The sequence below is a fragment of the Pseudomonas paracarnis genome, from assembly GCF_904063055.1.
Lineage (GTDB): Bacteria > Pseudomonadota > Gammaproteobacteria > Pseudomonadales > Pseudomonadaceae > Aquipseudomonas > Aquipseudomonas paracarnis.
On sequence record NZ_CAJFCN010000007.1, the window covers coordinates 1 to 15,594 of the forward strand.

Genomic DNA, 15,594 nt, shown 5'->3' on the forward strand with positions numbered 1-15,594 from the left:
GACCATAGAGCATTGGAACCACCTGATCCCATCCCGAACTCAGCAGTGAAACGATGCATCGCCGATGGTAGTGTGGGGTTTCCCCATGTGAGAGTAGGTCATCGTCAAGATTAAATTCCGAAACCCCAATTGCGAAAGCAGTTGGGGTTTTGTTTTGGGCGCTCGAAAATCTTGTGGGGCGTCGATCAATACTGATATCCACCCTTTCTATGCAATGACCCTGCGCATGGCTATCATGCGTGCCTCATTCTGAGGCGATATGTGCATGCTGACGTTGTTGAAACTTCTGAAAGATGGTCAGTTCCATTCTGGAGAAGCGCTTGGCGCCGCCCTGGGCGTTAGTCGCAGTGCCGTGTGGAAGCAGCTTCAGCATCTTGAGGCAGAATTGAATCTCCCCATTCATAAGGTTCGAGGCCGCGGGTATAGATTGGCTGCGCCATTGGTGTTTTTGAATGCGCAGGAGATTTCTCTGGGGGCGGCTTCCTTGGCTTGGCCCGTTCATATTTTCGACTCCATTGACTCCACTAATGCTGAGGCTTTACGTCTTGTCGATGGAGGCAGTGCGGCGCCTTTTGTTGTGCTAGCGGAGCAGCAGACGGCTGGTAGGGGGCGCAGAGGCCGTAAATGGGTCAGCCCATTTGCGCAAAACGTTTACTACAGCCTTGTATTGCGTATTGAGGGTGGTCTGCGGCAACTGGAAGGGTTGAGTCTGGTGGTAGGACTGGCAGTCCTGCAGGCTCTGCGTGAGTCGGGTGTGCAGGGCGCGGCTTTGAAGTGGCCAAACGACGTCTTGGTTGGGCACAAGAAAATCTCAGGCATCTTGCTTGAGATGGTGGGAGATCCCGCGGATATCTGTCACGTTGTGCTAGGGATAGGTATCAATGTGAATATGCAGAGGGCAGCTGATGTTGATCAGCAGTGGACCTCGATGCAGCTTGAGACGGGCTTTTCAGTTGATCGCAATCACCTGGTGGCGCGACTGGGTTTGCAACTCCAAGCCTACCTAGATCGACACAAGGCTGCGGGTTTTGCAGGGTTGCAAGACGAATGGGAGCAGCATCACGCGTGGCAGGGGAAGTCCGTGTCGCTTATCGCGGGCGTCAATCAGATTGATGGGGTTGTGCTGGGCGTGGATCGTCAGGGCGCCTTGCGTTTGGATGTCGGTGGCGTTGAGAAAATATACAGCGGTGGTGAGTTAAGCCTGAGGTTGCGTGATGATTCTTGAGCTCGACTGTGGAAATAGCTTTATCAAATGGCGTGTTCTTGAGTTGAGTGAGGCAACTGTTCGCGCGGAAGGTATCGCAGGTTCAGATATCGCGCTGATCGATAGTTTGGTGGCTTTGCCTGGTCTATTGCTCACGCGTTGTCGGTTAGTGAGTGTTCGCGCGCTTGAGGAGACCGATAAGCTGATAGCTGCCTTGGTAGCGGCATTTGGCGTTGCTGTTTCCTGTGCAACCTCTGCTCAAGAAATGGGCGGAGTGCGCAACGGCTACGAAGACTTCCAGCGCCTGGGGATGGATCGATGGCTGGCCATGCTAGGCGCGTTCAAGTTGGCGTCAGGTGCATGCCTGGTACTCGACTTTGGTACAGCGGCGACAGCAGATTTTATTGGTCCGGACGGTGGGCACCTGGGTGGGTTTATTTGCCCGGGTATGCCGCTTATGCGTAATCAACTGCGAACCCATACCCGCAAGATACGCTATGACGACGCGGCCGCTGAGCGGGCTGTGGAACGTCTCTCTCCTGGTCGTACGACCGTAGAGGCTGTCGAGCGTGGGTGTACGCTCATGCTTAGAGGGTTTGTGCTGACCCAGCTCGAGTTGGCGCGAGGCTATTGGGGGGAGGATTTCACGGTCTTCCTCACTGGCGGCGATGCTGACCTGGTGAGGGATGCTGCGCCTCAGGCTCGGCTGGTCCCGGATCTGGTGTTTGTTGGTTTGGCAATGGCGTGTCCTTTGTCTTGAGGTGATTATGCGCTGGCTGTTTTTACTTTTACTGGTCCTCAATGTTTTCTATTACGTCTGGCATCAGCAAGAGGCGCCATTGCGGGCCAAGGATGTCACGCCCTTGAGTCTCCATCGGGGGGCACAACAAGATATTCGCCTCCTGAGTGAGTCGGCAGATGCGGTGGCGCGGCGTGATCGAGCGAGGCCGGCAGAGGCGCAGAATACCTGCTTGTACATCGGTGGGTTCACTGATCGACGCCAAGCCTCCTCTCTCGAGCAGAGGCTCACCAGCCTGGATATCAAGGTCAAAGTACAGTTGCTGAATGCGCCGGACGCCTCGGGTTATTGGTTGCGTGTAGCCCCTGAGAGCCGTCGCCTGGCTGACGATCTGCCCTTTGAAAGCCTTGCTAATGAATTCAATGAGTTAAAACATAAAATAATGCTGTGTGAAGGCATTGCAACTCTCGAATAGTTTGCATAGAATGGCGCCCGCTTCGCAGTGAAGACCTTTAAGGGCTACAGTGCAAAGCGACCGTCAATGCAGCTAACCTCATAATTTAAATGAGAAAATGCTTGACAGAAGGTCGGCGTGATGTAAAATGCCGGCTCGCTTAGGAGGGGTTCCCGAGCGGCCAAAGGGATCAGACTGTAAATCTGACGTCTACGACTTCGAAGGTTCGAATCCTTCCCCCTCCACCATTTTTAGCGTGAGCTGCAAGCTCCGCGGGTATAGTTTAGTGGTAGAACCTCAGCCTTCCAAGCTGATGATGCGGGTTCGATTCCCGCTACCCGCTCCAAGTTTGCAGGTTGTGCAAGGTGTTTCGCTCTTGTAGCTCAGTTGGTAGAGCACACCCTTGGTAAGGGTGAGGTCAGCGGTTCAAATCCGCTCAAGAGCTCCATATGACAAGGCAGATATGAAAATATCTGCCTTTGTTTTAACAGCTGCCTCGGCTTGAATGTTGTTCGATGTTTCAGGTCTTGTGGGGTTGGTTGTTGTAAAGTCTTTTTCAGGCCTGCATAATGGTCGGCCTGATTTTGTTTTAGGTCAGTAGCTCAATTGGCAGAGCGACGGTCTCCAAAACCGTAGGTTGGGGGTTCGATTCCCTCCTGACCTGCCAGATTCACGTGGTGTGTCTGGCTTTCTTTTCACAGGATCTTCATAGATGACTCCTAAGGCTGAAGCTCAAAGCTCTCGTTTCGATCTGGTAAAGTGGCTCGCTGTAGTCGCCTTGGTGGTCGTAGGCGTTGTTGGCAATCAGTACTATTCTGCTTCGCCGATCCTGTACCGTGTACTCGCTTTGCTTGCCCTCGCTGCTGTAGCTGCCTTTGTAGGCCTGCAGACTGCCAAAGGCAAGTCGTTCGCGGTACTGGTTAAGGAAGCTCGCACCGAAATCCGTAAAGTCGTTTGGCCGACTCGCCAAGAAACCACTCAGACCACATTGATTGTCGTGGCTGTTGTTCTGGTTATGGCGTTGCTGTTGTGGGGGCTTGATTCCCTGCTCGGCTGGCTTGTTTCCTTGATTGTTGGCTAAGGGTGTCCCGTGGCTAAGCGTTGGTACGTTGTGCATGCTTACTCGGGTTACGAGAAGCATGTTATGCGCTCTTTGCTGGAGCGCGTAAAGCTGGCAGGCATGGAAGATGGCTTCGGCGAAATTCTGGTTCCCACTGAAGAAGTGGTTGAAATGCGGAATGGGCAGAAGCGCAAAAGCGAACGCAAGTTCTTCCCTGGCTACGTGCTGGTACAAATGGACATGAACGAAGGTACTTGGCACTTGGTCAAGGATACCCCTCGCGTCATGGGCTTCATTGGCGGTACTGCCGACAAGCCTGCTCCGATCACCGACAAAGAGGCGGAAGCAATTCTGCGTCGTGTTGCTGATGGTAGCGACAAGCCCAAGCCGAAGACATTGTTCGAGCCGGGTGAGGTTGTTCGCGTTACAGACGGTCCGTTCGCTGATTTTAACGGTACGGTCGAAGAAGTTAACTACGAAAAGAGCCGGATCCAAGTGGCAGTGCTCATTTTCGGTCGCTCTACCCCGGTAGAGTTGGAGTTCAGTCAGGTCGAAAAGGTCTAGCTGGGCAAGCATCCCAACCCCGCAGCCTAGGCTGTGGGGTTTTGTCGTCACTGGGATAAACGCGCAAGTAACCGGGGAGCCTTTCGAGGCGTTTGAACCCGTAATTGGAGTGCCTCATGGCCAAGAAGATTACCGCTTACATCAAGCTGCAAGTGAAGGCCGCTCAGGCCAACCCTAGCCCACCCGTCGGTCCAGCTCTGGGTCAGCACGGCGTGAACATCATGGAATTCTGCAAGGCCTTCAACGCCCGTACTCAGGGTCTTGAGCCAGGTCTGCCGACTCCAGTGATCATCACTGTATACAGCGACCGTAGCTTCACCTTCGAAACCAAGTCGACCCCGGCTTCGGTTTTGCTGAAGAAAGCTGCCGGTCTGACCAGCGGTTCCGCTCGTCCTAACACCGTTAAGGTTGGCACCGTAACCCGTGCTCAGCTGGAAGAAATCGCGAAAACCAAAAACGCGGATCTGACTGCAGCTGATATGGATGCAGCCGTGCGTACCATCGCCGGTTCTGCTCGTAGCATGGGCCTTAACGTGGAGGGTGTGTAATGGCTAAGCTGACCAAGCGCCAAAAGGCTATCGCCGGCAAGATCGAAGCAGGCAAGTCCTACAACTTCGTAGACGCTGCTGCCTTGCTGACCGAGCTGTCGACTGTCAAGTTCAGCGAGTCTGTTGACGTTGCTGTAAACCTGGGTGTTGACCCACGTAAATCCGACCAGGTCGTTCGTAGCGCTACTGTGCTGCCACACGGCACTGGCAAGACTGTACGTGTTGCTGTCTTCACCCAAGGCCCAGCTGCTGAAGCTGCTCTGGCCGCTGGTGCTGATCGCGTTGGCATGGACGACCTGGCTGCCGAAATGAAAGGCGGCGACCTGAACTATGACGTCGTTATTGCTTCCCCGGATGCAATGCGTGTTGTAGGTCAGTTGGGTCAGATCCTCGGTCCACGTGGCCTGATGCCTAACCCTAAAGTCGGCACCGTAACTCCAGACGTAGCTACCGCGGTTAAAAACGCCAAGGCTGGTCAGGTTCGTTATCGCACCGACAAAAACGGCATCATTCACACCTCCGTTGGCAAAGTCGGCTTCGATGCCGTCAAGCTGAAGGAAAACGTTGAAGCCCTGATCGCTGATCTGAAGCGTATCAAGCCTGCTTCCTCGAAAGGTATCTACGTCAAGCGCGTTACCCTGAGCACCACTATGGGCCCAGGTCTGGTCATCGACCAAGGCTCGCTGGACGTATAAGACATAAATTGGCGCAAGTAATTGCGCCAATTGAAAGATTGGGGTCCCTGCCTGGCGGGGGCTATCCAAGACCGTAGGCGACGCAAGTCTTAAACCAACAAGCCTACGCAGATGGTGCTCCCGGTTCCTTACCGAATCAGACACCAAAACGACATCAGGCCTAGGCCAGATGAAACGGTAACAAGCAGGAGTTAAACCCGTGGCAATTAATCTCGAAGACAAGAAGGCCATCGTCGCTGAAGTCAACGAGGCTGCCAAAGCTGCTCTGTCCGCTGTCGTGGCTGATGCCCGTGGTGTGACAGTAGGCGCTATGACCGGACTCCGTAAAGAGGCTCGTGAAGCTGGCGTATACGTACGTGTTGTACGTAACACTCTGCTCAAGCGCGCCGTTGCTGACACTGAATACAGTGTTCTCAACGACGTGTTCACCGGCCCGACTCTGATCGCGTTCTCTAAAGATCATCCAGGCGCTGCTGCCCGTTTGTTCAAAGAATTCGCCAAGAGTCAGGATAAGTTCGAGATCAAGGCAGCTGCGTTCGAGGGCAAGTTCCTCGCAGCTAACCAAATCGACGTACTGGCAACACTGCCGACCCGTAACGAAGCTATTTCGCAGCTGATGAGCGTGATTCAAGGCGCTACCAGCAAGCTGGCTCGTACTCTGGCTGCAGTTCGCGAGCAAAAAGAAGCTGCCGCAGCCTAAGGCTGAGCAAATTCTCTCGCGTATTTTTGTTTATTTCGATGGCCGCGTAGGCCGTCCCCCAATTCAGGAAATACAGCAATGTCTATCTCCCAAGACGATATCCTCAACGCCGTAGCTGAAATGTCGGTTCTGCAGGTTGTTGAGCTGATCAAAGCTTTCGAAGAAAAATTCGGCGTTTCCGCTGCCGCTGCTTCCGCTGGCCCAGCTGTTGCTGCTGTCGCTGCTGAAGAGCAAACCGAATTCAACGTCATGCTGCTGGAAGCTGGCGAGAAGAAAGTAAACGTGATCAAGGCAGTACGTGAACTGACCGGTCTGGGCCTGAAAGAAGCCAAGGCTGTAGTTGACGGCGCTCCTGCCCAGGTTCTAGAAGCAGTGTCGAAAGACGCCGCTGACAAAGCCAAAGCTACTCTGGAAGAAGCAGGCGCTAAAGTCGAGCTGAAGTAAGCATCGACCTTGCGTCTCCAGCCCAAGCGTTAAGCTGAAGGCTGATGGCTGGTGGCTCTTGCCACCGGCCTTTTTCCGTTCTTGGCTGTCGACTCGGTCGCCGCCATTAACGCGCTGTAGCCACCCGAAGCGGTGGTGCAAACCATGGGGTTTGCAAGATTTTCTGGCTGCTCCCGTCGGAGGGGCCAAACAAGCAGGTGACCAAGCTGGGGAACGCTGATGGCTTACTCATATACTGAGAAAAAACGTATCCGCAAGGACTTTAGCAAGTTGCCGGACGTCATGGATGTCCCGTACCTTCTGGCTATCCAGCTGGATTCGTATCGTGAATTCTTGCAGGCGGGAGCGACCAAAGATCAGTTCCGCGACGTGGGCCTGCATGCGGCCTTCAAATCCGTTTTCCCGATCATCAGCTACTCCGGCAATGCTGCGCTGGAGTACGTCGGTTATCGCCTGGGCGAACCGGCATTTGATGTCAAAGAATGCGTGTTGCGTGGCGTTACGTACGCCGTACCTTTGCGGGTAAAAGTCCGTCTGATCATTTTCGACAAAGAATCGTCGAACAAAGCGATCAAGGACATCAAAGAGCAAGAAGTCTACATGGGCGAAATCCCACTGATGACTGAAAACGGTACCTTCGTAATCAACGGTACCGAGCGTGTAATCGTTTCCCAGCTGCACCGTTCCCCGGGCGTGTTCTTCGACCACGACCGCGGCAAGACGCACAGCTCCGGCAAACTCCTGTACTCCGCGCGGATCATTCCGTACCGCGGTTCGTGGTTGGACTTCGAGTTCGACCCGAAAGACTGCGTGTTCGTGCGTATCGACCGTCGTCGCAAGCTGCCGGCCTCGGTATTGCTGCGCGCGCTCGGTTACACCACTGAGCAAGTGCTGGACGCTTTCTACACCACCAACGTATTCAGCCTGAAGGATGAAACCCTCAAGCTGGAGCTGATCGCTTCGCGTCTGCGTGGTGAAATTGCTGTACTGGACATCCAGGACGAAAAAGGCAAGGTCATCGTTGAGGCTGGCCGTCGTATCACTGCGCGCCACATCAACCAGATCGAAAAAGCCGGTATCAAAGAGCTGGAAGTGCCACTGGACTACGTCCTGGGTCGCACTACCGCCAAGGTCATCGTTCACCCGGCTACAGGCGAAATCCTGGCTGAGTGCAACACCGAGCTGAACACCGAGATCCTGGCCAAGATCGCCAAGGCCCAGGTTGTTCGCATCGAGACCCTGTACACCAACGATATCGACTGCGGTCCGTTCATCTCCGACACACTGAAGATCGACTCCACCAGCAACCAATTGGAAGCACTGGTCGAGATCTATCGCATGATGCGTCCTGGTGAGCCACCAACCAAAGACGCTGCCGAAACCCTGTTCAACAACCTGTTCTTCAGCCCTGAGCGCTATGACCTGTCTGCGGTCGGCCGGATGAAGTTCAACCGTCGTATCGGTCGTACCGAGATCGAAGGTTCGGGCGTGCTGTGCAAGGAAGACATCGTTGCGGTACTGAAGACCCTGGTCGACATCCGTAACGGCAAAGGCATCGTCGATGACATCGACCACTTGGGTAACCGTCGTGTTCGCTGCGTAGGCGAAATGGCCGAGAACCAGTTCCGTGTTGGCCTGGTGCGTGTTGAGCGTGCGGTCAAAGAACGTCTGTCGATGGCTGAAAGCGAAGGCCTGATGCCGCAAGACCTGATCAACGCCAAGCCAGTGGCTGCGGCGGTGAAAGAGTTCTTCGGTTCCAGCCAGCTTTCGCAGTTCATGGACCAGAACAACCCGCTCTCCGAGATCACCCACAAGCGCCGTGTTTCTGCACTGGGCCCGGGCGGTCTGACCCGTGAGCGTGCAGGCTTTGAAGTTCGTGACGTACACCCGACGCACTACGGTCGTGTTTGCCCGATCGAAACGCCGGAAGGTCCGAACATCGGTCTGATCAACTCCCTGGCCGCTTATGCGCGCACCAACCAGTACGGCTTCCTCGAAAGCCCGTACCGTGTGGTGAAAGACGCTCTGGTCACCGACGAGATCGTGTTCCTGTCCGCCATCGAAGAAGCTGATCACGTGATCGCTCAGGCTTCGGCCACGATGAACGACAAGAAAGTCCTGATCGACGAGCTGGTAGCTGTTCGTCACTTGAACGAGTTCACCGTCAAGGCGCCGGAAGACGTCACCTTGATGGACGTTTCTCCGAAGCAGGTAGTGTCGGTTGCAGCGTCGCTGATCCCGTTCCTGGAACACGATGACGCCAACCGTGCGTTGATGGGTTCCAACATGCAGCGTCAAGCTGTACCGACCCTGCGTGCTGACAAGCCGCTGGTAGGTACCGGCATGGAGCGCAACGTAGCCCGTGACTCCGGCGTTTGCGTCGTGGCTCGTCGTGGCGGCGTGATCGACTCCGTTGATGCCAGCCGTATCGTGGTTCGTGTTGCCGATGACGAAGTAGAAACTGGCGAAGCCGGTGTCGACATCTACAACCTGACCAAATACACCCGCTCGAACCAGAACACCTGCATCAACCAGCGTCCGCTGGTGAGCAAGGGTGATCGCGTTCAGCGTAGCGACATCATGGCCGACGGCCCGTCCACCGACATGGGTGAGCTGGCTCTGGGTCAGAACATGCGCATCGCGTTCATGGCATGGAACGGCTTCAACTTCGAAGACTCCATCTGCCTGTCCGAGCGTGTGGTTCAAGAAGACCGCTTCACCACGATCCACATCCAGGAACTGACCTGTGTGGCACGTGATACCAAGCTTGGGCCAGAGGAAATCACTGCAGACATCCCGAACGTGGGTGAAGCTGCACTGAACAAGCTGGACGAAGCCGGTATCGTTTACGTAGGTGCTGAAGTTGGCGCTGGCGACATCCTGGTCGGTAAGGTCACTCCGAAAGGCGAGACCCAACTGACGCCGGAAGAGAAGCTGCTGCGTGCCATCTTCGGTGAAAAAGCCAGCGACGTTAAAGACACTTCCCTGCGTGTACCTACCGGTACCAAGGGTACTGTCATCGACGTACAGGTCTTCACCCGTGACGGCGTTGAGCGTGATGCTCGTGCACTGTCCATCGAGAAGACCCAGCTCGACGAGATCCGCAAGGACCTGAACGAAGAGTTCCGTATCGTTGAAGGCGCGACCTTCGAACGTCTGCGTTCCGCTCTGGTAGGCCACAAGGCTGAAGGCGGCGCAGGTCTGAAGAAAGGTCAGGACATCACCGACGAAATTCTCGACGGTCTTGAGCACGGCCAGTGGTTCAAACTGCGCATGGCTGAAGACGCTCTGAACGAGCAGCTCGAGAAGGCCCAGGCCTATATCGTTGATCGCCGCCGTCTGCTGGACGACAAGTTCGAAGACAAGAAGCGCAAACTGCAGCAGGGCGATGACCTGGCTCCAGGCGTGCTGAAAATCGTCAAGGTTTACCTGGCAATCCGTCGCCGCATCCAACCGGGCGACAAGATGGCCGGTCGTCACGGTAACAAGGGTGTGGTCTCTGTGATCATGCCGGTTGAAGACATGCCGCACGATGCCAATGGCACCCCGGTCGACGTCGTCCTCAACCCGTTGGGCGTACCTTCGCGTATGAACGTTGGTCAGATCCTTGAAACCCACCTGGGCCTCGCGGCCAAAGGTCTGGGCGAGAAGATCAACCGTATGATCGAAGAGCAGCGCAAAGTCGCAGACCTGCGTAAGTTCCTGCACGAGATCTACAACGAGATCGGCGGTCGCAACGAAGAGCTGGACACCTTCTCCGACCAGGAAATCCTGGATCTGGCGAAGAACCTGCGCGGCGGCGTTCCAATGGCTACCCCGGTGTTCGACGGTGCCAAGGAAAGCGAAATCAAGGCCATGCTCAAACTGGCAGACCTGCCAGAAAGCGGCCAGATGCAGCTGTTCGACGGCCGTACCGGCAACAAGTTCGAGCGCCCGGTTACTGTTGGCTACATGTACATGCTGAAGCTGAACCACTTGGTAGACGACAAGATGCACGCTCGTTCTACCGGTTCGTACAGCCTGGTTACCCAGCAGCCGCTGGGTGGTAAGGCTCAGTTCGGTGGTCAGCGTTTCGGGGAGATGGAGGTCTGGGCACTGGAAGCATACGGTGCTGCATACACTCTGCAAGAAATGCTCACAGTGAAGTCGGACGATGTGAACGGTCGTACCAAGATGTACAAAAACATCGTGGACGGTGATCACCGTATGGAGCCGGGCATGCCCGAGTCCTTCAACGTGTTGATCAAAGAAATTCGTTCCCTCGGCATCGATATCGATCTGGAAACCGAATAACACGTGACGCGAATCGAGAGCGGGGCTGTTTAGCCCGCTCTCTGCTCCGCCAGGAGGAAAGGCCTTGAAAGACCTACTGAATTTGCTGAAAAACCAGGGTCAAGTCGAAGAGTTCGACGCCATCCGTATTGGGTTGGCATCGCCTGAGATGATCCGTTCGTGGTCGTTCGGTGAAGTTAAAAAGCCGGAAACCATCAACTACCGTACGTTCAAACCTGAGCGTGACGGCCTGTTCTGCGCCAAGATCTTTGGCCCGGTAAAGGATTACGAGTGCCTGTGCGGTAAGTACAAGCGCTTGAAGCACCGTGGTGTGATCTGCGAGAAGTGCGGCGTTGAAGTTGCGCTGGCCAAGGTTCGTCGTGAGCGCATGGCGCACATCGAACTGGCTTCGCCGGTTGCCCACATCTGGTTCCTGAAATCGCTGCCGTCCCGTATCGGCTTGCTGATGGACATGACCCTGCGTGATATCGAACGCGTTCTCTACTTCGAGAGCTATGTCGTTATCGATCCAGGCATGACCACCCTTGAAAAAGGTCAGCTGCTGAACGACGAGCAGTACTTCGAAGCGCTGGAAGAGTTCGGCGACGATTTCGATGCCCGCATGGGTGCCGAAGCTGTCCGCGAACTGCTGCACGCTATCGACCTGGAGCACGAGATTGGTCGTCTGCGTGAAGAGATTCCGCAAACCAACTCCGAAACCAAGATCAAGAAGCTGTCCAAGCGTCTGAAGTTGATGGAAGCCTTCCAGGGTTCCGGCAACCTGCCAGAGTGGATGGTGCTGACCGTTCTGCCGGTTCTGCCGCCAGACCTGCGTCCGCTGGTACCGTTGGACGGTGGTCGTTTCGCGACGTCCGACCTCAACGACCTGTACCGCCGCGTGATCAACCGTAACAACCGCTTGAAGCGCCTGCTTGATCTGTCCGCTCCGGACATCATCGTGCGCAACGAAAAGCGTATGTTGCAAGAAGCGGTCGATGCCCTGCTCGACAACGGTCGTCGTGGCCGCGCTATCACCGGTTCGAACAAGCGTCCTCTGAAATCCCTGGCTGACATGATCAAGGGTAAGCAAGGTCGTTTCCGTCAGAACTTGCTCGGTAAGCGTGTTGACTACTCCGGTCGTTCGGTAATTACCGTAGGCCCGACCCTGCGTCTGCACCAGTGCGGTCTGCCTAAGAAGATGGCACTCGAGCTGTTCAAGCCGTTCATCTTCGGCAAGCTGGAAATGCGCGGTCTCGCGACCACCATCAAAGCGGCCAAGAAAATGGTCGAGCGCGAACTGCCAGAGGTTTGGGACGTTCTCGCTGAAGTGATTCGCGAACACCCGGTTCTCCTCAACCGTGCACCGACCCTTCACCGTCTGGGTATCCAGGCGTTTGAACCGGTGCTGATCGAAGGTAAGGCTATCCAGCTGCACCCTCTGGTCTGTGCCGCGTACAACGCCGACTTCGACGGCGACCAAATGGCCGTGCACGTACCGCTGACACTGGAAGCCCAGTTGGAAGCGCGTGCGTTGATGATGTCGACCAACAACATTCTGTCGCCAGCCAACGGTGAGCCAATCATCGTTCCGTCGCAGGACGTTGTATTGGGTCTGTACTACATGACTCGTGAAGCGATCAACGCCAAAGGCGAAGGTCGTGTGTTCGCTGACCTGCAGGAAGTTGACCGTGTGTTCCGTGCCGGCGAAGCCGCACTGCACGCCAAGGTCAAGGTGCGGATCCACGAAACCGTCAACGACCGTGACGGCGGCAGCGTGAGCAACACCCGTATCGTCGACACCACTGTCGGCCGTGCGCTGTTGTACCAGGTTGTTCCAAAAGGTCTGTCGTACGACGTCGTCAACCTGCCGATGAAGAAAAAGGCGATCTCCAAGCTGATCAACCAGTGCTACCGCGTGGTTGGTTTGAAAGAGACCGTTATCTTCGCTGACCAGTTGATGTACACAGGTTTCGCTTACTCGACTATCTCCGGCGTTTCCATCGGCGTTAACGACTTCGTTATCCCGGATGAAAAAGCCCGCATCATCAGTGCTGCCACTGACGAAGTGAAAGAGATCGAGAGCCAGTACGCCTCCGGCCTGGTAACCCAGGGCGAGAAGTACAACAAAGTGATCGACCTTTGGTCCAAGGCCAACGACGAAGTGTCCAAGGCGATGATGGCCAACCTCTCGAAAGAGAAAGTCATCGACCGTCATGGCGTCGAAGTCGATCAAGAGTCTTTCAACTCGATGTACATGATGGCCGACTCGGGCGCACGGGGTTCTGCTGCGCAGATCCGTCAGCTCGCCGGTATGCGTGGCCTGATGGCCAAGCCGGACGGTTCCATCATCGAAACGCCGATCACTGCGAACTTCCGTGAAGGTTTGAGCGTACTTCAGTACTTCATCTCCACTCACGGTGCTCGTAAGGGTCTTGCGGATACCGCGTTGAAAACCGCTAACTCCGGTTACCTGACTCGTCGTCTGGTAGACGTTGCACAAGATCTGGTTGTAACCGAGATCGATTGCGGCACCGAGCACGGCCTGCTGATGACGCCGCACATTGAAGGCGGTGACGTTGTAGAGCCGCTGGGTGAGCGCGTATTGGGTCGTGTTATTGCCCGTGACGTATTCAAGCCAGGTACCGAGGAAGTTATCGTTCCTGCCGGCACCCTGGTTGACGAGAAGTGGGTCGAGTTCATCGAACTCAACAGCATCGACGAAGTGATCGTTCGCTCGCCGATCAGCTGCGAAACCCGCTACGGCATCTGCGCCAAGTGCTACGGCCGTGACTTGGCTCGTGGTCACCAGGTGAACATCGGTGAAGCGGTCGGCGTTATCGCTGCCCAGTCCATCGGTGAGCCGGGTACCCAGCTGACCATGCGTACGTTCCACATCGGTGGTGCGGCAAGCCGGACCTCCGCAGCCGACAGTGTTCAGGTTAAGAATGGCGGTACCGTCCGTCTGCACAACCTCAAGCACGTTGAGCGAGTGGATGGCCACTTGGTTGCTGTGTCCCGTTCCGGTGAGCTGGCAATCGCTGATGACTACGGTCGTGAGCGTGAGCGTTACAAGCTGCCGTACGGTGCTGTGATTTCGGTTAAAGAAGGTGACAAGGTCGACGCTGGCGCAATCGTGGCCAAGTGGGATCCGCACACTCACCCAATCGTTACCGAAATGAAAGGTACCGTGACCTACGTGGGCATGGAAGAAGGCATCACGATCAAGCGTCAGACTGACGAATTGACCGGTATGACCAACATTGAAGTACTCGACGCCAAAGATCGTCCAGCTGCCGGCAAAGACATCCGTCCTGCCGTGAAGATGGTCGACGACAACGGCAAGGACCTGTTGCTGCCAGGCACTGACGTAATCGCTCAGTACTTCCTGCCAGCCAACGCCCTGGTCGGTGTAGCGGATGGTGCGAAGATCGCGATCGGTGATGTTATCGCGCGTATCCCGCAAGAAACTTCGAAGACCCGTGACATCACCGGTGGTCTGCCGCGTGTTGCCGACTTGTTCGAAGCTCGTCGTCCGAAAGAAGCGTCGATTCTGGCTGAAGTCAGCGGCACCATCGCGTTCGGTAAAGAGACCAAGGGCAAGCGCCGTCTGGTCATTACCCCGAACGACGGTAGCGATCCGTATGAAGAGCTGATTCCGAAGTGGCGTCACCTGAACGTGTTCGAAGGCGAACAGGTAAACCGCGGCGAAGTTATCTCCGACGGCCCGAGCGATCCACACGACATCCTGCGTCTGCTGGGTGTGAGTGCGCTGGCCAAGTACATCGTTAACGAGATCCAGGACGTTTACCGTCTGCAAGGCGTGAAGATCAACGACAAGCACATCGAGACCATCCTGCGTCAGATGCTGCGTAAAGTTGAAATCGCTGAATCCGGCGATTCCAGTTTCATCAAGGGCGACCAGATGGAACTGACTCACGTACTGGTAGAAAACGAGCGCCTGGCGAACGAAGAGAAATTTGTCTCCAAGTTCACTCGCGTGTTGCTGGGTATCACTAAGGCGTCGTTGTCCACTGAGTCGTTCATCTCGGCGGCCTCCTTCCAGGAGACCACTCGCGTACTGACCGAAGCAGCGGTAACCGGCAAGCGCGATTACCTGCGCGGCCTGAAAGAAAACGTAGTCGTGGGTCGTCTGATCCCGGCAGGTACCGGTTTGGCTTACCACAGCGAGCGTAAGCGTCGCCGTGATGCTGACAAGCCGCTGCGCGTAAGCGCCAGTGAAGTGGAAGCTGCACTGACCGAAGCGCTGAACTCAAGCGGTAACTGAGTTCTGCGATAGATGAGTCTGGGCCCTGACACTCCCGTTCGTCGGATCGAGGCATTTTTGCCCCGGTTCGACGCGAGGGGAGGTCGGGGCCTTGCCTTGACTGGGGACAAGATCCTCTTTAGACTCTTGTACCCCTAAATTTGGCGGGAATTCGTTCCTGCCATTTTGCTTTTCTTGCAAGACAATAGCGTCGCAAGACAACAGTGGAGCTAGTAGATGGCAACTATCAACCAGCTGGTACGTCAGCCGCGTAAGCGTATCGTCGAGAAATCCGACGTACCTGCGCTGCAGAACTGCCCGCAACGTCGTGGCGTATGCACCCGTGTGTATACCACCACGCCGAAAAAACCTAACTCGGCACTGCGTAAAGTATGCCGTGTGCGTCTGACCAACGGTTTCGAGGTTTCCTCGTACATCGGCGGTGAAGGCCACAACCTGCAAGAGCACAGCGTGGTACTGATCCGCGGCGGTCGTGTAAAAGACTTGCCAGGTGTTCGTTATCACACCGTACGCGGTTCCTTGGATACTTCCGGCGTTAAAGGTCGTAACCAGGGTCGTTCGAAGTACGGTACCAAGAAGCCTAAGTAGTAGCGGCTTTTTGTAAACCTGAATCATCTTATTTTCTGAGT

The 15,594-nt window shown here is 55.6% G+C and carries 12 protein-coding genes, 4 tRNA genes and 1 rRNA gene; all 17 read left to right on the plus strand.

What is annotated here, in order from left to right; all coding sequences use genetic code 11:
• Window positions 1-110 (plus strand): 5S ribosomal RNA (gene rrf / locus JMV15_RS16015); the annotation flags it as partial.
• A 155-nt stretch (window positions 111-265) separates the two neighbouring features.
• A complete protein-coding gene (birA, locus tag JMV15_RS16020) occupies window positions 266-1,225 on the plus strand; it encodes a bifunctional biotin--[acetyl-CoA-carboxylase] ligase/biotin operon repressor BirA (protein ID WP_019819153.1) in 960 nt (319 codons plus the stop codon).
• The gene (locus JMV15_RS16025) at window positions 1,215-1,964 is read left to right on the plus strand and encodes a pantothenate kinase (RefSeq protein ID WP_014720156.1); all 750 of its coding nucleotides are present in this window, start codon (window positions 1,215-1,217) and stop codon (window positions 1,962-1,964) included. Before birA ends, JMV15_RS16025 begins: the two co-directional genes overlap by 11 nt.
• A 7-nt stretch (window positions 1,965-1,971) precedes the next feature.
• Entirely contained in the window at window positions 1,972-2,418 is a 447-nt protein-coding gene (locus tag JMV15_RS16030; RefSeq protein WP_014720155.1) for a hypothetical protein, read from the plus strand.
• A gap of 142 nt (window positions 2,419-2,560) precedes the next feature.
• Window positions 2,561-2,645 (plus strand) — tRNA-Tyr (locus JMV15_RS16035).
• A 24-nt stretch (window positions 2,646-2,669) separates the two neighbouring features.
• Window positions 2,670-2,743: transfer RNA gene (locus tag JMV15_RS16040), tRNA-Gly, on the plus strand.
• A gap of 26 nt (window positions 2,744-2,769) precedes the next feature.
• Window positions 2,770-2,845: transfer RNA gene (locus tag JMV15_RS16045), tRNA-Thr, on the plus strand.
• A gap of 143 nt (window positions 2,846-2,988) precedes the next feature.
• Window positions 2,989-3,064 (plus strand) — tRNA-Trp (locus JMV15_RS16050).
• 45 nt (window positions 3,065-3,109) lie between these two features.
• The gene (secE, locus tag JMV15_RS16055) at window positions 3,110-3,478 is read left to right on the plus strand and encodes a preprotein translocase subunit SecE (RefSeq protein WP_003194658.1); all 369 of its coding nucleotides are present in this window, start codon (window positions 3,110-3,112) and stop codon (window positions 3,476-3,478) included.
• A 9-nt stretch (window positions 3,479-3,487) separates the two neighbouring features.
• Complete coding sequence (gene nusG, locus JMV15_RS16060) at window positions 3,488-4,021, plus strand: transcription termination/antitermination protein NusG (protein WP_003176436.1); 534 nt, start codon at window positions 3,488-3,490, stop codon at window positions 4,019-4,021.
• Window positions 4,022-4,137: 116 nt separating this feature from the next.
• Window positions 4,138-4,569 carry a 50S ribosomal protein L11 gene (gene rplK / locus JMV15_RS16065; protein WP_003176435.1) on the plus strand — a complete coding sequence of 144 codons (432 nt, stop codon included), beginning with the start codon at window positions 4,138-4,140 and terminating at the stop codon, window positions 4,567-4,569.
• On the plus strand, window positions 4,569-5,264 hold the full coding sequence (gene rplA / locus JMV15_RS16070) for a 50S ribosomal protein L1 (RefSeq protein WP_003176434.1): 696 nt from the start codon (window positions 4,569-4,571) through the stop codon (window positions 5,262-5,264). The genes rplK and rplA overlap by 1 nt, the downstream gene beginning before the upstream one ends.
• A gap of 199 nt (window positions 5,265-5,463) precedes the next feature.
• Window positions 5,464-5,964: a 50S ribosomal protein L10 gene (rplJ, locus tag JMV15_RS16075; RefSeq protein WP_003176433.1), complete on the plus strand. Its 501-nt coding sequence runs from the start codon at window positions 5,464-5,466 to the stop codon at window positions 5,962-5,964.
• A gap of 78 nt (window positions 5,965-6,042) precedes the next feature.
• Complete coding sequence (rplL, locus tag JMV15_RS16080) at window positions 6,043-6,408, plus strand: 50S ribosomal protein L7/L12 (RefSeq protein ID WP_003176432.1); 366 nt, start codon at window positions 6,043-6,045, stop codon at window positions 6,406-6,408.
• Between the two features lie 219 nt (window positions 6,409-6,627).
• Window positions 6,628-10,701, plus strand: a complete 4,074-nt coding sequence (gene rpoB / locus JMV15_RS16085) for a DNA-directed RNA polymerase subunit beta (RefSeq protein WP_019819139.1) — start codon at window positions 6,628-6,630, stop codon at window positions 10,699-10,701.
• A 64-nt stretch (window positions 10,702-10,765) separates the two neighbouring features.
• Window positions 10,766-14,965, plus strand: coding sequence for a DNA-directed RNA polymerase subunit beta' (gene rpoC, locus JMV15_RS16090; protein ID WP_019819137.1), 4,200 nt, complete (start codon window positions 10,766-10,768; stop codon window positions 14,963-14,965).
• Between the two features lie 216 nt (window positions 14,966-15,181).
• Window positions 15,182-15,553, plus strand: a complete 372-nt coding sequence (gene rpsL, locus JMV15_RS16095) for a 30S ribosomal protein S12 (RefSeq protein WP_002555494.1) — start codon at window positions 15,182-15,184, stop codon at window positions 15,551-15,553.
• Window positions 15,554-15,594: the final 41 nt, after the last annotated feature.